This window comes from Mycobacterium marseillense, from assembly GCF_010731675.1.
Classification (GTDB): Bacteria; Actinomycetota; Actinomycetes; order Mycobacteriales; family Mycobacteriaceae; genus Mycobacterium; species Mycobacterium marseillense.
Window position 1 is genome coordinate 537,935 of the sequence record NZ_AP022584.1, and the last position, 19,940, is coordinate 557,874.

Below are 19,940 nucleotides of genomic sequence, written 5' to 3' on the forward strand. Positions count from 1 at the left end.
CATGTGGTACTGGCTGTTCAAGTACGTACTCCTCGGCCCGCTGCTGTCTCTGCTGGGGCGGCCGAAAGTTGAAGGCTTAGAACACGTTCCGAGCTCCGGACCGGTGATACTGGCAAGCAACCACCTGGCCGTGATGGACAGCTTCTATCTTCCGTTGGTGGTGCGCCGCCGAATCACCTTCCTGGCGAAGTCGGAATATTTCACCGGCACCGGTGTGAAGGGGTGGTTCCAGCGGTGGTTCTTCACCGCCGTCGGGCAGGTGCCCATCGACCGGACCGATGCCGACAGCGCCCGGGCCGCGCTGACCACCGCCCAACAGGTGCTGAGCCAGGGCAAGCTGCTGGGCATGTATCCCGAAGGCACGCGATCCCCGGACGGCCGGCTCTACAAGGGCAAGACGGGGCTGGCGCGGCTCGCCCTGGAGACCGGGGTCCCGGTGATCCCGGTCGCGATGATCGGCACCAATGTCGTCAACCCGCCCGGAACCAACATGTTGCGGTTCGGGCGGGTCACCGTTCGCTTCGGCAAGCCGATGGACTTCTCGCGCTTCGACGGGTTGGCGGGCAACCGCTTCATCGAGCGGGCCGTCACCGACGAAGTGATCTACGAGCTGATGGGGCTCTCCGGCCAGGAGTACGTCGACATCTACGCGGCCAGCCTAAAAATGGGCGGCAGCGGTGACGAGGGCGACGGCGAGGCCGTGCGGATCCCCGAGACCGCTGCCGGTTAGCCGACCGCGGTAACCGGCGCGAGCGGCTCCGGTGCGATCTCCCGCGACACCGCGCGGGCGGCGACGGTGCAGCCGGCCGCGAGGATGACCGCCAGCGCCCACCACACGTAGGACATCCCGGCAAGCTGGCGCCACCAGGCCGCGCTCGCCTCGTGATGCTTGGGCAGCAAGTCGATCGGCGTCCACCTCATCAGCGCGACGCCGACGGCGCTGAGCACCATCAGCGGCGCGTTGCGGCGCCGCCAGCCCAAGACCGCCGTCACCAGCACCGCGGGCAGCACCCACACCCAGTGGTGTGACCAGGACACCGGCGACACCACCAGCCCGAACAGCGCGACGCAGACCAGCGCGAGCGTGGGTTCGTCGGCGCGCAGCACCCGCCGCATCGCCCACACCGTCAGCGCCAACACCAGCAGGGACGCGCCCACCCACAGCAGGAAGCGCTCCTGTTGTCCCAGTCCCAGCCGGGCCAGCGCGCCGGCGATGTTCTGGTCGGTGTTCAACGACGCGGAACCGATCCGGTCGGTGTGGTGCACGGTGTGCGTCCAGTACTCCCACGAGTCGTTCCAGGCCAGGGCGAAACCCAGCAGCGTCGCCCCCACGAACGACGCCAGCGCGGTCAGCGTCGCCCGGTGATCGCGGCGCAGCAGGAAATAGAGCAGAAACACCGCCGGCGTCAGCTTCAGCGCCATGCCCAGCCCCAGCAGCAGGCCGCGCGGCCACGGCGTGCGGCGCGGCACGCAGTCGGCGATCACCAGCGTCATCAGCACCACGTTGATCTGACCGAAGGCGAAGTTCGAGCTGATCGGTTCCAGCCAGATCGTCGCGGCCGCGGCGGCGACGATCGCCAGCCACCACCGGCGCAGCCAGGCAGGGCCGGGCAGTACGGCCGACGCGCTCCAGACGTCGAGCCGGGTCAGCACGATCACGGTGGACACGACCAGCAGCACCAGCGTCAGGGCGGTGATCGCGACGCTGGCTATCGGCATGTGCATCCATGCGAACGGGCAGAACACGATGGCGGCCAGCGGCGGATAGGTGAACGGCAGGTCCACGATCGGCGTGTGGAACAACACGTCACCGCGGTACAGCGGGCGCCCGTCCATCCAGGCCTGGGCGCCCATCTGATAGACGTCGATGTCGATGCGGTACGGGATGTGCCCGAACAGCTGCCAGGCCGCGTAACCCAGCCCCGCGGCGGCCGCCAGCCACGCCAGTCCCCACACCAGCGCCCGCTCGGGGCCACGCTTACCTGCCAAGCCCGCCCCGGGCGCCTGCCGTGTACTCATGTCGCACAACAGCGTAATGGGTGCCCGCGCCCGGACATCCCTGGTGCAGCGCGGCTCCCACGGCCCCGGCGCGCGAAGGCGTAGGTTTCAAGAGTGCTCCACTCGTTCGTGGACGAGATGTCCCGATGGTTCGAACATGACATTCACGCCCGGGGCCACCTGCCACTGTTGTGCTGCCTGGTGGCCTTCATCCTGACGTTCTTCGTCACGCGGACGTTCGTGCGCTTCATCCGTCACCGGGTCGACAACGGCCGGCCCACTAAGTGGTGGCACCCGCGCAACGTCCACGTCGGGGGCGTGCACATCCACCACGTGACGTTCGGGGTGGTCCTCACGCTGCTCTCCGGGCTGACGCTGGTCACGCTGTCCATCGACGGGCACGAGCCCGAGTTCATGGTTGCCGCCACCTTTTTCGGGATCGGGGCCGCCCTGGTCCTCGACGAGTACGCGTTGATCCTGCACCTGTCCGACGTCTACTGGTCCGAGGACGGCCGCACGTCGGTCGACGCGGTGTTCGCCGCCGTCGCGGTGGCCGGGCTGTTGATCATGGGCCTGCACCCACTGATGTTCTTCCTGCCGATCTGGCACGACGCCAATTCGGTGGCGCTGCGCGCCGTGGTGGGCGGCGCCATGGCGTTGACGCTGCCGTTGGCCGTCGTGGTGGTGCTCAAGGGCAAGGTCTGGACCGGCCTGCTGGGCATGTTCCTGGTCATCCTGCTGGTGATCGGGGCGGTCCGGCTGTCGCGCCCGCACGCGCCCTGGGCCCGCTGGCGGTACTCCACGCAGCCGGACAAGATGCGCCGCGCACTGCAGCGCGAAAGGCGGCTGCGCCGCCCGGTGGTGCGGGCCAAGCTGTATCTGCAGTGCGCGATCGCCGGCACGCCCCGGTTCCCGGACCAACATGCGGTGGACGCCCAACTCGACGACGAGATCCATCCCGCCCCGGCCCCCACCGGTCCCATCCTGATCGGCCGATAATCTCTGTTTGGTGCGGTACTTCTACGACACCGAATTCATCGAGGACGGCCGCACCATCGAACTCATCTCGATCGGGGTGGCCGCCGAAGACGGCCGCGAGTACTACGCGGTGTCCACCGAATTCGATCCCGAGCGCGCCGGGCCATGGGTGCGCGCCAACGTGCTGCCCAAGCTGCCGCCCCCGGCGTCGCAGTTGTGGCGCTCACGCCGGCGCATCCGCGAGGACCTGGAAGAGTTCTTCGGCCTGAATTCCGGGCGGGCGGCCGCCGAGCCGATCGAGCTGTGGGCGTGGGTGGCGGCCTACGACCACGTCGCCCTGTGCCAGTTGTGGGGCCAAATGCCCGATCTGCCGCGGGCCATCCCGCGTTTCACCCGGGAGCTGCGGCAATTGTGGGAGGACCGGGGCAGCCCGCGGATGCCGCCGCGGTCACCGGATGCCCACGACGCGTTGGTCGACGCCCGCGATCAGCTCCGCCGGTTCCGGTTGATCACGGCGGCGGACTGAGACCGGGCGGATCGACCGCGTTCACGCTGATCAACCCTGACCAGGGGTGTCCTCGACCCGGTTACGATGGACCGATGAACTGGACCGTCGACATACCGATCGACCAGCTGCCGCCGCTGCCGCCGCTGCCGACCGATCTGCGTGCGCGGCTGGACGCCGCCCTGGCCAAGCCGGCCGCCCAGCAGCCCAGCTGGCCCGCCGATCAGGCATCGGCGATGCGCACGGTCCTCGAGAGCGTGCCGCCGGTCACCGTGCCGATGGAGATCGTGCGGTTGCAGGAGCAGCTCGCCCAGGTGGCCAGGGGTGAGGCGTTCCTGCTGCAGGGTGGTGACTGCGCGGAGACGTTCACCGAGAACACCGAACCCCACATCCGCGGCAACGTGCGCACCCTGCTGCAGATGGCCGTGGTGCTGACCTACGGCTCGAGCATGCCCGTGGTCAAGGTGGCCCGCATCGCGGGGCAGTACGCCAAACCGCGATCGGCGGACCTCGACGCGCTGGGGTTGAAGTCCTACCGGGGCGACATGGTCAACGGCTTCGCCCCGGACGCCGCGGTGCGCGAGCATGATCCGTCGCGGTTGGTGCGCGCCTACGCCAATGCCAGCGCGGCGATGAATCTGGTGCGGGCGCTGACGTCGTCGGGGTTGGCCTCGCTGCATCTGGTCCACGACTGGAACCGGGAATTCGTCCGGACCTCACCCGCCGGCGCCCGCTACACGGCCCTGGCCACCGAGATCGATCGCGGCCTGCGCTTCATGAGCGCCTGCGGGGTGGCCGACCGGAACCTGCAGACCGCCGAAATCTACGCCAGCCACGAGGCTTTGGTGCTCGACTACGAACGGTCGATGCTGCGCCTGTCCGAAAGCGATACCGGCGAGCCCCAGCTGTATGACCTGTCGGCGCACACCGTGTGGATCGGCGAGCGGACCCGCCAGCTCGACGGGGCGCACGTCGCCTTCGCGGAGGTGATCGCCAACCCGATCGGCGTCAAGATCGGCCCGACCATCACCCCCGAGCTGGCCGTCGAATACGTCGAGCGGCTCGACCCGCACAACAAACCCGGCCGGCTGACGCTGGTGAGCAGGATGGGCAACAACAAGGTGCGCGATCTGCTGCCACCGATCGTGGAGAAGGTCCAGGCCACCGGTCACCAGGTGATCTGGCAGTGCGACCCCATGCACGGCAACACCCACGAATCGTCCAACGGCTACAAGACCCGCCACTTCGACCGCATCGTCGACGAGGTGCAGGGCTTCTTCGAGGTCCACCGCGCGCTGGGCACCCATCCCGGCGGCATCCACGTCGAGATCACCGGCGAGAACGTCACCGAGTGTCTTGGTGGGGCGCAAGACATTTCGGACACCGACCTGGTCGGCCGCTACGAGACCGCGTGCGACCCGCGGCTGAACACCCAGCAGTCGCTGGAGCTGGCCTTCCTGGTCGCCGAGATGCTGCGCGACTGAGTTCTGCTCGCCGCCAGTGGGCGGCTACAACAGCCCGTCGAGGTTGCTGCCGATGGTCCAGGCCGCGGTCGCGACCAGCCCGGTGAACGCCAGCACCAGCGCCACCCACACCAGCACCATGCGCCGGTTGTGCTGGCGCGTCCACACGAATTCGCTGATCGGGATGCCCGCGAATTCGCCTGTGACGGGCTCGTATTCGTAGTCCTCGTCGTCGACCTCGTCGACCTCGGCGTCGGTTTGCGCCGGAGGCGGCTCCGGCCAATCCTCGGGACCCCGGGTGAGTTGGCGCGTGGGCCGGCGCACCGGGGCGGGCTGCTGCGGGGCGCCCGGGTGCGCGTCGGTCCGGCTGTGGTGCAGCGCGGCCGAGCGGTGCTGCGCGGAGTTGCGCGGCGCCGGCACCCGAAAGTCCGGCAGCGCAAGCTCGTCCGCGATCGCGTCGAGATCGGCGCCCATCTCGGACGCGTCGGCGTACCGCTCGGCCGGGTCGCGGGCGGTCGCCCGCTCCACGAACTGGTCGAACTGCACGGGCACGCCGTCGATGGACGCGCTCGGCGGCGGCACGTCGGTGTCCAGCCGCTGGTAGGCGATCGACAACGCCGAGTCGCCGGTGAAAGGGGTGTGCCCGGTCAACAGCTCATAGGCGAGGATGCCCGCGGAGTAGACGTCGCTGCGCGGGCTGGCGTCGCCGTCGCGCACCTGCTCGGGCGACAGATACGCCGCGGTGCCCAAAATCACACTGGTAGAAGTGATTCCGGCTGCCGCGACGGCGCGGACCAACCCGAAGTCGGCGATCTTCACCTCGCCGTCGTCGGAGATCAACACGTTCTCCGGTTTGACGTCGCGGTGCACCAGTCCGGCCCGGTGCGCCGCGGCCAACCCGCCGAGCACCGGACGCAGCACCGCCGCCACGGCGTAGGGGGGCATGGGGCCGCGCTCGCCCAGCAGCTCGCGCAGGGTGCCGCCCTCGATCAGCTCCATCACCAAAAACGGGTGCCGCGCGTCGGCGCCCTGGTCGTAGACCGCGACCAGACCCGGATCCTTCAGCCGCGCGACGGTGCGGGCCTCGCGCTGGAAGCGGGTGAGGAACTGTTCGTCGCCGGCGTAGCGAGAGTCCATCACCTTCACGGCGACCGGACGGTCGAGCCGGGTGTCGAGACCGCGGTACACGGTCGAGGTGCCGCCGCTGGCGATCTTCGCCTGGATCAGATAGCGGCCGTCCAGCAACGCGTTGTCCAACGGGTCCGCCGTCCCCGCCTCGGCCCGCGGACGACGCGGACCGGCCCGGCCGGGCGGATGAGCTTGGGCCACGGGGCCATCGTAGGTGCGGCGCCATGATTGGGCGGTAGAACACGGGCTCAAGGCGCGTATCAAGGCTTACACTTGCGCGGATGAGCAGTATTCCTGCCGGCGACGATGTGCTCGATCCCGACGAGCCGATCTACGACCTGCCGCGGGTCGCCGAATTGCTCGGAGTCCCGGTTACCAAGGTGCACCAACAACTCCGGGAGGGCCATCTGGTCGCGGTCCGGCGCGGCGAGGGCGTGGTGGTGCCGCAGGTGTTCTTCACCCAGTCCGGTGAGGTGGTCAAGAGCCTGCCGGGATTGTTGACGATCCTGCACGACGGCGGCTACCACGACACCGAGATCGTGCGCTGGTTGTTCACCCGGGACCCGTCGCTGACGGTGACCCGCGACGGCAGCCGCGACGCCCTCAGCAATGCCCGCCCCGTCGATGCGCTGCACGCCCACCAAGCCCGGGAAGTCGTGCGCCGGGCGCAGGCGATGGCCTACTGAGCCGATTACCCGGCGGTGGCTTCGGCCTGCTCGACAGAGGGCCGGGGCGTGCGGTACACGCTGTACCAGGCGATCAGAGCGACGGCGGTGGCCAACGAGAAGTGCAGCCACGAGTACATGCCATGCGAGCCATCGGGTTTGAAGATCACCATCACCCAGGTCGACACGCCGCCGATCACCGCCACCGCCCGTCGTGACTGGGCCAGGGGAGCCACGATCGCCAACGGCCACGAGTAGTACCACGGCAACGCGGCCGGGACGAACAGCACCACAATCAGCATCGAGTACGCGATGCCGGTCAGCGCGGCCCGGTCGTCGCGGCGGAACCGCCACCACAACAGCGGCAGCGACACCGCAATGATCGCGATGCCGACCAGCCGGGTGACCCGAAGGAGCGGATAGAAGCTCACCGGAAACAACCCGCTGCCGATCGCATGGATCAGGTTGGCCGCCGCGGTCGGCACGGTCAGCCAGTTGATGATCTTCACCGAACCGGCCAGCGCGGTCAGCCATCCCAGCCCCACGCCGGCCACCGCGGACAGGACCGCGAACACCACCGCGAAAACCAGCAGCGACGCCGCCGTGGCCGCGAGAAGCGCTCGCGCGGACCCATATCCCCGCCGGTTGCGCAGATCCCGCGCCCACACCCACACCAGGAAGGGCAGCGCGATGCCGGCGGTGGCCTTGACCGCGATCGCGACCGTGATCAGCGCGGTGCCCGCGACGTGACGGCCGCCGAACGTCAGCGCGACGCCGGCGGCCATCAGGCCGACCATCAGCATCTCGTTGTGCACCCCGCCCATCAGATGGATGAGCACCAACGGGTTGAGGACGCAGATCCACAGCGCGGTCGGGGGATCGCCGCCCAGGTGACGCGCCACCCGGGGCGTCGCCCAGATCAGCAGCGCCAAACCGGGCAGCATGCACAGCCGCAGCAACATCGTGCCCGCCACCACGTTGTTGCCGACGAGGACGGTGATGAGCTTCGCCACCAGAATGAACGCCGGACCGTAGGGGGCGGTCGTGATCGACCAGATGGGACTGACGTTGTCCAACAAGGTGTTTGGATTGGCGACCGGGCCGACGGCGTAGGGATCCAGGCCGTCGCGCAGCAGCGCGCCCTGCGCCAGATACGAATAGGTGTCCCGGCTGAAGACGGGCACCGACACCAGCAGCGGCGCCAGCCAGAAGCCGGTGGTGGCCTTCATGACGAACTCGGTCGCTTCGCCGGCCAGCACCCGGCGGCCCAGGCCCAGCCACGCGATCAGCATGAGGCCCACGCCCGTCCACAACACGATCGACGACAGCACCAGGCCGTGACCAAAACGCAGCCAGGACATGTGAATCGACTCCAGCAGCGGGTCGTGCTGGCGGGTGCTGCCCGCACCCAACCCGCCCATGGTGATCAGCACCGATCCCAGCAGGCCGAGTTTCGCGGGCCGGGAGTCGTCGGAAGCGACGAATGCCTTCAGTTGCGAAAACCGTTCGCCGCGAGCGGGTTTCGCTGCCGGTGAGTCGTCGGCCGGGGTGTCGGTCGGTGTCGTCATCGGTTCAGGCGGACCGGTTCGTGGCGATCTTGGCCAATTCGGACAGCCCCGCTTTGGCGGCGGTGTTGATGGGGGCGGCGGCCAGCGTCGCCAGCGCCCGCTGGGTCAGCGTGGCGATCCGCTGTTCGGCCGCGGCCAGGGCGCCCACCGACTCGATGACGTCGCGCAGCTGGTCCACTTGCGCGTCGGTCAGCTGGGCACCGATCGAGCTGCGTAACAGGTTGGCCGCCACCGGGTCCGACTTCTCCGCCAACTCCACCGCCTCGGCAAGCAACACGGTGCGCTTGCCCGATCGCAGGTCGTCCCCGGACGGCTTGCCGGTCACCGCGGGGTCACCGAAGACGCCCAGGACGTCGTCGCGCAGTTGAAACGCGACCCCGAGATCGGTCCCGAACTGGCTGAAGATGTCGTGGACGTCGGGCCTGTCGGCGGCGGCGGCCACGCCGAGCTGCAGCGGTCGCGACACGGTGTAGCAGGCGGTTTTGAAGGTGTCGACGTTCATCGCCGACGCGATCGAGGCGGCCGCGCTGGCCTCGGCGACGATGTCGAGGTACTGACCGCCGAGCACCTCGGTGCGGATGTTGGCCCACACGCGGCGGACGCGCCGATGGGCCTGCGGCGTCAGGTCGACACCGAAGACGATGTCGTCGGCCCAGGCCAGGGCGAGGTCGCCGAGCAAGATAGCAGCCGACATGCCGAACCGCTCCGGCGAGCCCTGCCAGCGCCGCTCGCGATGCAGCGTCGCGAACTGGACGTGGGTGGTCGGCCGTCCGCGCCGGGTGGAGGAGTCGTCGATCACGTCGTCGTGCACCAGCGCGCAGGCGTGCAGCAGCTCGAGCGCGGAAAACAGCAGCAGCACTTGCTCATCGGGCTCGTCGGTGGCCACCGCGCGCCAGCCCCAGTAGGCGAAGGCAGGACGCAGCCGCTTACCGCCACCCAGCACGAAATCTTCCAGCGCGGCGATCAGGCCGTTGTAGTCGTCGCCGATGTAGGCGGTCTCGGCGCGCCGCTCGTCCAAATACCGCCGCAATTGTTCGGTGATGGCGCCGGTCAACTCGACGGTTGCCGCCGCTGCTGTGGCTTTGACGCTCAGCGCGGCGCCCCTTTCTGCTCGGCTGGCTGGGTATTCCAGGCCCGACCAGTGTATTCGTCGCGCGAGTCGGGGTGGGTCCCGCGTGACGTCGCCGCGTGCACCCAGTTGCTTCGACTGCCTCACTAACCCGCCCCTATGCTGGCGGGTGCGCTGGGGCTCGCGCGGATGCTGCGCGGCCAAGAGACGCCCCGGGCCCATAGTTCGTCGGACGGAGAGAAGCCGCGTGACCCTCAACACCATTGCGCTCGAGCTGGTGCCACCGAACGCCGACGAAGGTCGGGAGCGGGCACTCGAAGAGGCGCAGAAAGTGGTGCGGCATTCGGCCGACTCGGGTCTGGACGGCCGGATCCGGCACGTGATGATCCCCGGGATCATCGCCGAGGACGACGACCGTCCCGTTCCGATGAAGCCCAAGCTGGACGTGCTCGACTTCTGGTCGGTCGTCAAACCGGAACTGACCGGCATGAAGGGCTTGTGCACGCAGGTCACCGCCTTCATGGACGAGCCGTCGCTGCGGGGCCGGCTCACCGAATTGTCCTCCGCCGGAATGGAAGGCGTGGTGTTCGTCGGCGTACCGCGCACCATGAACGACGGCGAGGGATCCGGCGTCGCCCCGACCGACGCCCTGTCGATCTATCGCGAGCTGGTGACCAACCGGGGCGTGATCCTGATCCCCACTCGCGACGGCGAACAGGGTCGGTTCAACTTCAAGTGCGACCAGGGCGCCACCTACGGCATGACCCAGCTGCTGTACTCCGACGCGATCGTGGGCTTTCTGACCGAGTTCGCCAAGGAAACCGATCACCGGCCCGAGATCCTGCTGTCCTTCGGCTTCGTGCCGAAGATGGAAAGCCGCGTCGGACTGATCAACTGGCTCATCCAGGACCCGGGCAACGCCGCGGTGGCCGCTGAGCAGGAGTTCGTCCGCAACCTCGCCGCCTGCGAGCCGCCGCAGAAGCGCCAGCTGATGGTCGACCTCTACAAGCGCGTCATCGACGGGGTGGCCGACCTCGGCTTCCCGCTGAGCATCCATCTGGAGGCGACCTACGGGATTTCCGGTCCGGCGTTCCAGACCTTCGCGGAGATGCTCGCGTACTGGTCACCCACCCCGCAGGGCTAAGTGGGTGGCGGCTGGTCGCGCGGCGCGGTGAGCCGCGGTGACCGATCCCGGCCGACCCACGCCAGCAGCCCCACCACGCCGGCCGCCGCGAAGGAGGCGATGCCCAGCCACACGACGGCGCCGGTGAAGGACCGGGTGTTGGGGTCGGTGTAGCGGGCCTGGGCGGTCATGGTGCTCACGACACCCGGCTTGAGCTTCCAGGACACCACGTCGGGCTCGACCCGGTCGCCGTTGGTGGAGGTCACCACGCCGGGGAAGGCGACCGTCAGCTCGACGTCGGCCTCCGAATCGGTCAGCGACGTCAGATCCGCCCGGCCCTCGAGCAGCACCAGGTTGCCGTTGCGGCGCAGCGACAGGTTGACGCCGGAGGCGTCGGGGTTCATGTTGGCCAGCTGCGGTAGCTCGGCGAACGTCAGATCGGAGAACACCGCCTGGGAGCCGACGTAGCCGTCGCTGTCGTAGTTCGACACCGCCACCTTCTGGCTGAACGGCAGGTTGTTGCTGTCCAGCTGCGGGCCGGTGTCCTTGGGGGTCTTGGGTTTCGCGGCGGCGACGATCTCCCCGGAGACCAGGTCGTCGGGAGACACGGTGAGCGAGGCCCGGACCCGCAGGCATCCGCTGGCCAGGGGCACCAGCAGCAGCAACATCGCGATGACCATCACACGGCGCCGTCGAAGCCGGAGGGCTTTCAAGCGAGGAGAGCTGGCGCGCACCAGGTCATCGTGCCAGATCCGATGTGCCACTTGAAGAAGTGCCACACCGAGTGCGGGCGCCCGGTCGCGCGGTGTCACAGCGGGAGTTCGCGGCCCAGGATCGCGAACGCCCGCGGGTCGCCGGCGAAGTGGTAGCGGCGGATGACGTCGGTGAAGCCCAGCCGCCGGTACAACCGCCAGGCGCGGTTGGGCTCGCCGTTGGTTTCCGGCGTCGAGAGCAGCACGTTCTTTTCGGCGCGCCCGGCCAGCAGTCGCCGAGCCAACGCCTCGCCGAGGCCGCGGCCCTGGGCTCGGGGATGAATGTGCAGCTCGGTCAACTCGAAATAGCTGTTCATCAGCCGGGCAATCTCCTGGGGCGGCGAGCCGCCGCGCTGCATGCCCAGCACGACTTGCTGTTGCCACCATTGGCCCGGCGCCCCCGGATAGCCATAGGCCACGCCCAGCAGGGGGGCGCTGGCCAGATCCTGCGCCGAGGGCGTCGGCGCGTTCTCGTCGTCGGCCGCCTCGACTTCGACGACGCCGGCGCCTTGCCAGCCCTGGCGGCGGATGTGCTCGAGCCACATCGCGGCGCGCTGCTGCTCGGTGCCGCGCGGGTAGCGCATCGCATCGACGTACACGGTCAGGGCGTCGGTGAGGCGACGCTCCATATCGTGGGGGAGCAGATCGATGAGGAATATCGCCAACTCGCGGTGCCCTCCTCATCGGGTGATCAGACGGATTCGATGCTTCGGCGTGCTGTGGTCGCCGGGGACCAGGCTGCTATCGATCATTATCGGACCCCCACGCGGCGGGGCGACGAGCGGTCGTGGCACCGAACCGGCGGACGGCCCCGGTCGGGGAAGCCGGTTGTAGCGCACGGGGGTTCCGGTCTGGCGGGATGGCGCGATCCGGCCGGGATAGAATCGGCACGGAACCAGTGGTATGGGGCAGATTGACCTCGTATCATTCAATTAGTTGCCCGCGCAACGGGCATCCGCGTGCTATCGATAGTCACGTGCCACACTGTCGGCAAGGAGGGACGAATGCCACTCTCCGATCATGAGCAGCGAATGCTCGATCAGATCGAGAGCGCTCTCTACGCCGAAGATCCCAAGTTCGCGTCAAGCGTCCGGGGCGGAGGTTTCCGCGCGCCCACGGCCCGCCGGCGGCTGCAGGGTGTGGCACTGTTCGTCGTCGGCCTGGCGATGCTGGTTTCCGGGGTGGCGTTCAAGGCCACGTGGATCGGCGGCAGCGTCCCCATTCTCAGCATTTTCGGATTCATCGTCATGTTCGGCGGAGTGGTGTTCGGCATCACCGGTCCCCGGTTGTCAGGCAGGCCAGACCATTCCGGCTCGGCGCCTACCTCGCTGCGCCAGCGCCGCAACAAAGGTGGCGGGTCCTTCACCAGCCGCATGGAGGATCGGTTCCGCCGCCGCTTCGACGACTAGCGCCGACTCACCACGCGCGGGGTAGCCACCGGCTGCCCCGTTTTGCATTTCTTTCAGGCCCGCAGCGCGCGCGGCTGCCAGCATCACAGTTCGGGCGGCCCCGACTGACGTCCGCAACCGTCGATGCCGTTTTGCGACTTAATCGAGCCCTGACCGCGGCGCGGCGCGGCGAGTAAGCCCCACCGGGCCCCACTAAAGTTCCCCACTACGCCCCACGCGCGGCATTTCGGCTGGTAGCTGCGCCGGTTCGGAGGGTCGCGATCGTGGTCTGAGACGTGCCCGACACGCCCCCGATGTGGCGTTGACGAGCCCGTGACGACGGATAACCCGGAAAACGCCACGGCGACACTTCATGAATGGGGCGAAGTGGGGGATTGTGGGGTATGGTGGCTGCAGTGTTTGGGTGACCTCGAACGGGAGGTGAGCTGGTGTTTCTTGGCACCTACACGCCCAAACTCGACGACAAGGGGCGGCTGACGTTGCCCGCCAAGTTTCGTGACGCGCTGGCAGGGGGGTTGATGGTCACCAAGAGCCAGGACCACAGCCTCGCCGTCTACCCGCGGGCGGAATTCGAGCAGCTGGCCCGCCGGGCCAGCAAGGCCTCGCGGAGCAACCCGGACGCCAGGGCCTTCCTGCGTAACCTCGCCGCCGGCACCGACGAGCAGCACCCCGACGCCCAGGGCCGCATCACGCTGTCGGCCGACCACCGTCGTTACGCGACCCTGTCCAAGGACTGCGTGGTGATCGGCGCGGTCGATTACCTGGAAATCTGGGATGCGCAGGCCTGGCAGGACTACCAGCAAACCCACGAAGAGAACTTCTCCGCGGCCAGCGATGAAGCACTCGGCGACATCATCTGAGGCGCATGCCCGTGCAACGTGGCCTCTGCCCGAACCGACCCTGGCGTACTTCCCCAACGCCAGGTTCGCGCCTTCGGACAGGGACCTCGATGCAGGGGCGCCACACCTTTTCCGGCACGCCCGTGCGGTACAGACCCGCGCGGCCGACGGGTGGCGGCAGATCCGGGGAGGCGTTGCGGTGGCTGACATTTCAGATTTCGGGCACGTGCCCGTCCTGCTGGAGCGTTGCGTCGCGCTGCTCACGCCCGCATTGACCCGCCACCACCCGGACGGGACGGGGGCGACACTGGTCGATGCCACCGTCGGCGCGGGCGGGCACGCGGAGCGCTTCTTGACCGAACTGCCAGGCCTGCGCCTGATCGGGCTCGACCGCGACCCCAGCGCCCTGGACATCACCCGATCACGGTTGGCGCGATTCTCCGACCGGGTCACGCTGGTGCGCACCCGCTACGACGGCGTCGCCGCGGCCCTGGCCGAATCCGGCTATGCCGCAACAGAATCGGTCGACGGAATGCTGTTCGACCTCGGTGTGTCGTCGATGCAGCTCGACCGCGCCGACCGGGGCTTTGCCTACGCCCAGGACGCGCCGCTGGACATGCGGATGGACCCCGACGCGCCGCTGACCGCGGCGGACATCCTCAACACCTACGACGAGGCCGACCTGGCGCACATCTTGCACCGCTACGGCGAGGAGCGGTTCGCGCGGCGCATCGCCGCGCACGTCGTGCGCCGGCGGGCCCGCCAGCCGTTCACGTCGACCGCGGACCTGGTGGCCCTGCTCTACGACGCGATTCCGGCCGCGGCCCGGCGCACCGGTGGGCATCCGGCCAAGCGCACCTTCCAGGCGCTGCGGGTCGCGGTCAACGACGAGTTGGAGTCGCTGCGGGCCGCGCTCCCGGCTGCCTTGGACGCGCTCGCCGTCGGCGGGCGCATCGTGGTGATGGCGTACCAATCGCTCGAGGACCGGATCGTCAAGCGGTTGTTCGCCCAGGCGGTCGCGTCCCGCACCCCGGTGGACCTGCCGGTCGAGCTTCCCGGTCACCAGCCGCGATTCCGCGCCCTGACACAGGGCGCCGGACGCGCCGACGCCACTGAGATCGAACGCAATCCGCGCAGCGCCGCGGTGCGGCTACGGGCTCTGCAGCGCATGGAATCACAGCAGGCAACCGGGAAAGGCGATTGATGAAAGCGGACCGCGAGACGTCGAAACGACGCGGTGGCAGCGACCGCCGGGGCGCCCGCGACGGTTCTGCCCGGCGGGGCAGGCGTGCGGCGCCCGAACCCGGCGCCGCGCGGCGCACGCGCGGTGCCCGGACCACGGCGCCCGCCCGCGAATCCCGCGCACCCAAGGCCGGTCCGCAGAGCAGCCCTGTCGCCCGTCCGGTCGAGCGATCGGCCCGTCCCAAGAACGCCAGCCAGGCCAAGGCACGTGCCAAGGCCCGGAAAGCCAAGGCGCCCAAGGTCGTCCGTCCCAAGCTCACCGAGCGTCTGGCCACCCGGCTGGCGTCGATCGACCTGCGCCCGCGGACCCTTGCGAGCAAGGTTCCCTTCGTCGTGTTGGTCATCGGTGCGCTCGGCGTCGGGCTAGGGCTCACGCTGTGGTTGTCCACCGACTCCGCCGAACGCTCCTACAAGTTGAGCCACGCCCGCGAGCGGACCCGGCTGCTGCAGCAGCAGAAGGAAGCGCTGGAGCGCGACGTGCGTGAGGCCGAAGCCGCGCCCGCGCTCGCCGAGGCCGCCCGCAAGCAGGGCATGATCCCCAGCCGCGACACCGCGCACCTGGTCCAGGATCCGTCCGGGAACTGGGTGGTGGTGGGCGACCCCAAGCCGGCCGACGGCGTTCCGCCGCCGCCGCTGAACACCAAGCTGCCCGACGAAGCGCCGCAGCCCCCGAAGCCGGCGGCGCCGGCCGCGGAGGTCCCGATGCGGCTCGAGCCGGTCCCCGGTGGTCCCGCCCCGGCCCGGTCGGGACCCGAAGCGCTGCTGCGCGCACCCGATGGCGCCTCGACGGTGGGCGGTCAGCACTTCCCGCCGGCAGTTCCGCCGGTGCCCGGCGCGCCTGGCGCGCCCGGGGTCCCCGCGGCCGGTACGCTGCCCGGCATGCCAGGCGGGCCCGTGACCGGTGCGCTGCCCGGCATGCCCGGTGGGCCGGTCACCGGTGCGCTGCCGACGCCGGGCCTGCCGATGCCGGCCAGGCCCGCGACTCCTCCGGTGCCCGCCGAGGTCCCGATTCCGTTGGGCGGGCTGCCCATTCCGGCTCCCGGCCAGCTGCCCGCACCCCTGTCGCCGGAGGTTCCCGTCCCGGTGCAGCTGGGCCGGCCGGGCGGCCCCCAGCCGACCGCTCCCGCCGCTCCGGCGCCCGCCCCGATGCCGCAACCGGGTACCGGCGCCCTGCCCGGGCCCCCCGGCGCGGTGCCAGGTGCTCCCAGGTGAGCCGCGGCGAAACCCCCCGGGCACGCCGGTCGCAGGCCGCACGCCCGACGCGCGGTCCCCGTAAGGACATCGCGGACAATGGCGGCCGCCAACCCAAGCGCCGCGCGAAAGCCCAGCAGGCCGACCTGGGCCGCGACGTTCGGGAACCGAAGCGACTCCGAAAAGCCAAGCAGCCCAAGGAGGGCCGCACCGCACAGCGCCCCGAGCCGGTGGGGGCCGGGCATTCGGCGCGGGAACGGCGCACCCGTCAGATCGCCCAAATGGCCGGCCGCGGTGGATCGTTCGTTTTCCGGCATCGCGCCGGCAACGTGGTCATCCTGGTGCTGATGCTGGTGGCCGCCGCGCAGCTGTTCGTCCTGCAGGTGACCAAGGCCCCGACGCTGCGCGCCCAGGCCGCCGGACAGCTCAAGGTCACCGACGTGCAAAAGGCGGTGCGAGGCAGCATCATCGACCGCCACAAGGACCAGCTGGCCTTCACCATCGAATCGCGTGCGCTGACGTTTCAGCCGAAACGCATCCACAAGCAGTTGGAGGAGGCCAAGGCCAAGAATTCGGCCGCCCCCGACCCGCAGCAGCGGTTGCGCGATATCGCCAAGGACGTCTCGAGTCGCCTGGGCAACAAGCCCGACTCGGCGGCCCTGCTGAAGAAGCTGCAAAGCGACGAGAATTTCGTCTATCTCGCGCGCGCCGTCGATCCCGCTGTCGCCAGCGCGATCTCGGACAAGTTCCCCGAGGTCGGTTCCGAACGCCAGGATTTGCGCCAGTACCCGGGCGGATCGCTGGCGGCCAACATCGTGGGCGGCATCGACTGGGACGGTCACGGGCTGCTGGGGCTGGAAGAGGCCATGGATTCCGTGCTGTCCGGAACGGACGGCTCGGTCACCTATGACCGCGGATCCGACGGCGTGGTCATTCCGGGCAGTTATCGCAACCGGCATCGGGCGGTGAACGGCTCGATGGTGCAGCTGACCCTCGACGATGACATCCAGTTCTACGTGCAGCAGCAGGTTCAGCAGGCCAAGAACGTGTCTGGCGCGCACAATGTTTCGGCCGTGGTGCTCGACGCGAAGTCCGGCGAAGTGCTGGCGATGGCCAACGACAACACGTTCGACCCCTCCCAGGACATCGGGCGTCAGGGCGACAAACAGCTGGGCAACCTGGCGGTGTCCTCGCCGTTCGAGCCCGGCTCGGTGAACAAAGTGATCACCGCGTCGTCGGTTATCGAGTACGGCCTGTCCAATCCCGATGAGGTGCTGCAGGTTCCCGGCACGATCCAGATGGGCGGGGTCTCGATCCACGACGCGTGGGACCACGGCGTGATGCCCTACACGACCACCGGCGTGTTCGGAAAGTCCTCGAACGTCGGCACGTTGATGCTCGCGCAGCGGGTGGGACCGGAGCGCTTCTATGACATGGTGCGCAAGTTCGGGCTCGGGCAGCGCACCAACGTGGGCCTGCCCGGTGAGAGCGCCGGGCTGGTGCCGCCGATCGACCAATGGTCGGGCAGCACCTTCTCCAACCTGCCGATCGGGCAAGGTCTTTCGATGACGCTGCTGCAGATGACCGGCATGTACCAGACGATCGCCAACGACGGGGTACGGATGCCGCCGCGAATCATCAAGGCCACGATCGCGCCCGACGGCACCCGCACCGAAGAACCCCGTCCGGACGGCGTGCGGGTGGTGTCGGCGCAGACGGCCCAGACCGTGCGCAACATGCTGCGCGCCGTCGTGCAGCACGACCCGATGGGCTATCAGCAGGGCACCGGTCCCGCCGCCGCGGTGACGGGCTACCAGATGGCCGGCAAGACCGGTACCGCCCAGCAGATCAACCCGGCCTGCGGCTGCTACTTCGACAACGTCTACTGGATCACGTTCGCCGGCATGGCCACCGTCGACAACCCCCGCTACGTCATCGGCATCATGATGGACAACCCGGAGCGCAATGCCGACGGCACGCCGGGCCACTCGGCGGCCCCGCTGTTCCACAACATCGCCGGCTGGCTCATGCAGCGGGAGAACGTGCCGCTGTCGCCGGACCCGGGCCCGCCGCTGACCCTGCAGGCCACCTAGCGACGATCGCCAGCGCGGCCGCGGCGATCGCCAGCGCGGCGTAGCCGGGCGCAGCGGGTCGTCGCCGCCAGGCTAGGCCTCCCGGCCCCTGCCGGATGCGACGGTGAAATCGCGGTTGCGCGCGTCGATTTGACCTTGGGTGGCCGGAATCAGGTAATCGCCCCCGGGCGCCGCCGTGGCCTGGCAGCGAATGGCGTGCGGTCGCTGGTCGCGTTCGTATTGTTCCCACGCGTGGCCGAGGTCGCCGGGATGATCGCGCAGCGCTCGAGCGAGAAACCACGCGCCGGTCAGGGCCAGGGCGGTGCCACGGCCCGACAGACTCGAGGCGCAGTGCGCCGCGTCCCCGACGAGGGCGACGCGGCCACGGTGCCACCTGGGCATGTGAATCTGGCTGACGGAATCGAAGTACAGTTCCGGGTCGGCGACCGCGGCGTCGACCAGTTCGGGTACCCGCCACTCGCTGTGGCCGGCGAATGCGTCGACGAGTATCCGCTTCTGGGCAGCGAGGTCGTGGTAGTCGTAGTCGATCCAGGGCGATCGAAACATGAAGACCGCCAAGGCTTTGTCGTTATAGGCCGCGATGCCGGCCAGGTGCCCGGGGAAGTTGTACATCGGGTTGTCGCGCCCGGACGGCGTGTAGCCGGGCAATTCGGCCAGTGCGACATAGAAGCCGAGATGGCGCAGAAACTGTTGCTCGGGACCGAATGTCAGCCGACGCACGGCCGAGTGCATCCCGTCGGCACCGACAACCAGGTCATAGCGCCCGCGATCGCCCGAATTGAAACGCACCTCGACCCGACGATCATCGTCATCGAGTTCACTGATGGATTCGTTGAACCGCAGCTCTACCGACGACCCCAGATGGTTGCGCAGGATGGTGGTGAGGTCTTCGCGCGGGATTTCGATGTCGTCGGCGGAGTCGTTGAACTCGTCGAGTGGCGGTTCGGCCACCACGGTGCCGTTTGCATCGACGAACTGCACGCGTTCGGTCATGTCGACCCGGCGAGCGCGGATCTGCGCAAGCACGCCCATCTTGTCGGCGACACCGATGGAGTCCCCCCGAACGTCGATCGGGGAGCCGTTCACCCGCAAGTGGTTGGCGCGTTCGACCACGGTGACGTCGTGCCCGTCGGCGCCCAGATTTATCGCCGCGCTCAGGCCGGCGATCCCGGCACCGGAGACGAGAATGCGCATTCGAGTCCACCCCTGTTCGTCATAAGATACGGTCTGTATCCAAAGAACATAAACCCGAACAATAGGAAACGCAATGTCTCTTAACTCGGCCGGTGTGAGCCGGCGGCGCCGGGGCCCCGCATTGGAGGAGGCCTTGCTGGATGCGGCGTGGACAGAGCTGACCGAACGCGGGTACGACGAGCTCACGATCGACGCCGTCGCCGTGCGGGCGGGTACCAGTCGCGCGGTGCTCTACCGGCGCTGGCCGAACAAGCAGGAACTCGCGCTCGCCGCGGTGGCACATGAGGTGGCCAAAGATGTCGTGGTCGCGCCCGACACCGGCAGCCTGCGCGGTGACGTGATCGCACTGCTGCGGCAAGCGAACAAAGTCAGGGTGGGGGTGGTGGTCCCGTTGCTGACCCGGCTCGGCGGCTTCTACCAGCAGACCGGCAGCAGCCTGGCCGACCTCGAAACGCGGGTGCGCGGACGCCGCGACGACGCGTTGGAGCAGGCGATCCAGCGCGCCGTCGATCGCGGTGAAATCGAGCGCGACCAATTGACCGAGCGCATCGCGCGCCTGCCCGTGGATCTGTTTCGCTACGAGGTCCTCATGACCCTGCGGCCCCTGCCCGACGAAGCCATCGAGGAGATCGTCGATACCGTCTGGCTTCCCCTCCTCGAACGGCGCAAAGCGCGGTAACGCCGCTGCCCGGGCGCGGGAACGTTCGTCGGCCGGTGCTCCTA

At 69.0% G+C, this 19,940-nt stretch carries 19 protein-coding genes; 12 read left to right on the forward strand and 7 right to left on the reverse strand.

Annotated elements, in window-relative coordinates; all coding sequences use genetic code 11:
* The first annotated feature begins 1 nt into the window (after position 1).
* Positions 2-730 carry a lysophospholipid acyltransferase family protein gene (locus G6N26_RS02435; RefSeq protein WP_083018456.1) on the forward strand — a complete coding sequence of 243 codons (729 nt, stop codon included), beginning with the start codon at positions 2-4 and terminating at the stop codon, positions 728-730.
* On the opposite strand, the gene G6N26_RS02440 is transcribed toward G6N26_RS02435, so the two are convergent.
* Complete coding sequence (locus tag G6N26_RS02440) at positions 727-2,019, reverse strand: glycosyltransferase 87 family protein (RefSeq protein ID WP_179960276.1); 1,293 nt, start codon at positions 2,017-2,019, stop codon at positions 727-729. The genes G6N26_RS02435 and G6N26_RS02440 overlap by 4 nt on opposite strands.
* 117 nt (positions 2,020-2,136) lie before the next feature.
* Between G6N26_RS02440 and G6N26_RS02445 the strand changes: the two genes are divergently transcribed.
* The 3 genes from G6N26_RS02445 to G6N26_RS02455 all read left to right on the forward strand — a co-directional run bounded on the left by G6N26_RS02445 (position 2,137) and on the right by G6N26_RS02455 (position 4,965).
* A complete protein-coding gene (locus tag G6N26_RS02445) occupies positions 2,137-2,997 on the forward strand; it encodes a hypothetical protein (RefSeq protein WP_179960335.1) in 861 nt (286 codons plus the stop codon).
* A 10-nt stretch (positions 2,998-3,007) separates the two neighbouring features.
* Positions 3,008-3,502, forward strand: coding sequence for a polyadenylate-specific 3'-exoribonuclease AS (locus tag G6N26_RS02450; RefSeq protein ID WP_067173686.1), 495 nt, complete (start codon positions 3,008-3,010; stop codon positions 3,500-3,502).
* A 74-nt stretch (positions 3,503-3,576) separates the two neighbouring features.
* Positions 3,577-4,965, forward strand: a complete 1,389-nt coding sequence (locus G6N26_RS02455) for a class II 3-deoxy-7-phosphoheptulonate synthase (RefSeq protein ID WP_067173684.1) — start codon at positions 3,577-3,579, stop codon at positions 4,963-4,965.
* 24 nt (positions 4,966-4,989) lie between these two features.
* Here the strand turns inward: G6N26_RS02455 and G6N26_RS02460 are convergent, their stop codons facing one another.
* Entirely contained in the window at positions 4,990-6,273 is a 1,284-nt protein-coding gene (locus G6N26_RS02460; RefSeq protein WP_179960277.1) for a protein kinase domain-containing protein, read from the reverse strand.
* 80 nt (positions 6,274-6,353) lie between these two features.
* Between G6N26_RS02460 and G6N26_RS02465 the strand changes: the two genes are divergently transcribed.
* Positions 6,354-6,758 carry an Rv2175c family DNA-binding protein gene (locus tag G6N26_RS02465; RefSeq protein ID WP_067173679.1) on the forward strand — a complete coding sequence of 135 codons (405 nt, stop codon included), beginning with the start codon at positions 6,354-6,356 and terminating at the stop codon, positions 6,756-6,758.
* Between the two features lie 5 nt (positions 6,759-6,763).
* Here G6N26_RS02465 and G6N26_RS02470 read toward each other — a convergent pair whose 3' ends face one another.
* Both G6N26_RS02470 and idsA2 read right to left on the reverse strand, forming a co-directional pair.
* Positions 6,764-8,305 (reverse strand): alpha-(1->6)-mannopyranosyltransferase A, encoded by a 1,542-nt coding sequence (locus tag G6N26_RS02470; protein WP_083018452.1) that lies wholly within the window; start codon positions 8,303-8,305, stop codon positions 6,764-6,766.
* 4 nt (positions 8,306-8,309) lie between these two features.
* Complete coding sequence (gene idsA2 / locus G6N26_RS02475; RefSeq protein ID WP_067173675.1) at positions 8,310-9,359, reverse strand: bifunctional (2E,6E)-farnesyl/geranyl diphosphate synthase; 1,050 nt, start codon at positions 9,357-9,359, stop codon at positions 8,310-8,312.
* Between the two features lie 262 nt (positions 9,360-9,621).
* Here idsA2 and G6N26_RS02480 point away from each other — a divergent pair, with 262 nt between their 5' ends.
* Positions 9,622-10,518 (forward strand): mycobacterial-type methylenetetrahydrofolate reductase, encoded by an 897-nt coding sequence (locus G6N26_RS02480; protein WP_067173672.1) that lies wholly within the window; start codon positions 9,622-9,624, stop codon positions 10,516-10,518.
* On the opposite strand, the gene lppM is transcribed toward G6N26_RS02480, so the two are convergent.
* Positions 10,515-11,177, reverse strand: a complete 663-nt coding sequence (lppM, locus tag G6N26_RS02485) for a lipoprotein LppM (RefSeq protein WP_139799153.1) — start codon at positions 11,175-11,177, stop codon at positions 10,515-10,517. The two genes, G6N26_RS02480 and lppM, sit on opposite strands and share 4 nt — an antisense overlap.
* A 128-nt stretch (positions 11,178-11,305) precedes the next feature.
* Positions 11,306-11,914 carry a GNAT family N-acetyltransferase gene (locus G6N26_RS02490; protein WP_067173671.1) on the reverse strand — a complete coding sequence of 203 codons (609 nt, stop codon included), beginning with the start codon at positions 11,912-11,914 and terminating at the stop codon, positions 11,306-11,308.
* 339 nt (positions 11,915-12,253) lie between these two features.
* Here G6N26_RS02490 and G6N26_RS02495 point away from each other — a divergent pair, with 339 nt between their 5' ends.
* The 5 genes from G6N26_RS02495 (at position 12,254) to G6N26_RS02515 (ending at position 18,023) form a co-directional block, all read left to right on the forward strand.
* Positions 12,254-12,658, forward strand: coding sequence for a DUF3040 domain-containing protein (locus G6N26_RS02495; RefSeq protein WP_008256119.1), 405 nt, complete (start codon positions 12,254-12,256; stop codon positions 12,656-12,658).
* Positions 12,659-13,086: 428 nt separating this feature from the next.
* Positions 13,087-13,518: a division/cell wall cluster transcriptional repressor MraZ gene (gene mraZ / locus G6N26_RS02500; protein ID WP_067173668.1), complete on the forward strand. Its 432-nt coding sequence runs from the start codon at positions 13,087-13,089 to the stop codon at positions 13,516-13,518.
* Positions 13,493-14,701: a 16S rRNA (cytosine(1402)-N(4))-methyltransferase RsmH gene (gene rsmH, locus G6N26_RS02505; protein WP_139799152.1), complete on the forward strand. Its 1,209-nt coding sequence runs from the start codon at positions 13,493-13,495 to the stop codon at positions 14,699-14,701. Before mraZ ends, rsmH begins: the two co-directional genes overlap by 26 nt.
* Complete coding sequence (gene ftsL, locus G6N26_RS02510; RefSeq protein ID WP_083018450.1) at positions 14,701-15,951, forward strand: cell division protein FtsL; 1,251 nt, start codon at positions 14,701-14,703, stop codon at positions 15,949-15,951. Before rsmH ends, ftsL begins: the two co-directional genes overlap by 1 nt.
* 68 nt (positions 15,952-16,019) lie before the next feature.
* Positions 16,020-18,023, forward strand: coding sequence for a peptidoglycan D,D-transpeptidase FtsI family protein (locus tag G6N26_RS02515; protein ID WP_083018488.1), 2,004 nt, complete (start codon positions 16,020-16,022; stop codon positions 18,021-18,023).
* A 72-nt stretch (positions 18,024-18,095) separates the two neighbouring features.
* Here G6N26_RS02515 and G6N26_RS02520 read toward each other — a convergent pair whose 3' ends face one another.
* On the reverse strand, positions 18,096-19,217 hold the full coding sequence (locus tag G6N26_RS02520; protein WP_067166186.1) for an FAD-dependent monooxygenase: 1,122 nt from the start codon (positions 19,215-19,217) through the stop codon (positions 18,096-18,098).
* A gap of 73 nt (positions 19,218-19,290) precedes the next feature.
* Between G6N26_RS02520 and G6N26_RS02525 the strand changes: the two genes are divergently transcribed.
* Positions 19,291-19,896, forward strand: a complete 606-nt coding sequence (locus tag G6N26_RS02525; RefSeq protein ID WP_197746762.1) for a TetR/AcrR family transcriptional regulator — start codon at positions 19,291-19,293, stop codon at positions 19,894-19,896.
* Positions 19,897-19,940: the final 44 nt, after the last annotated feature.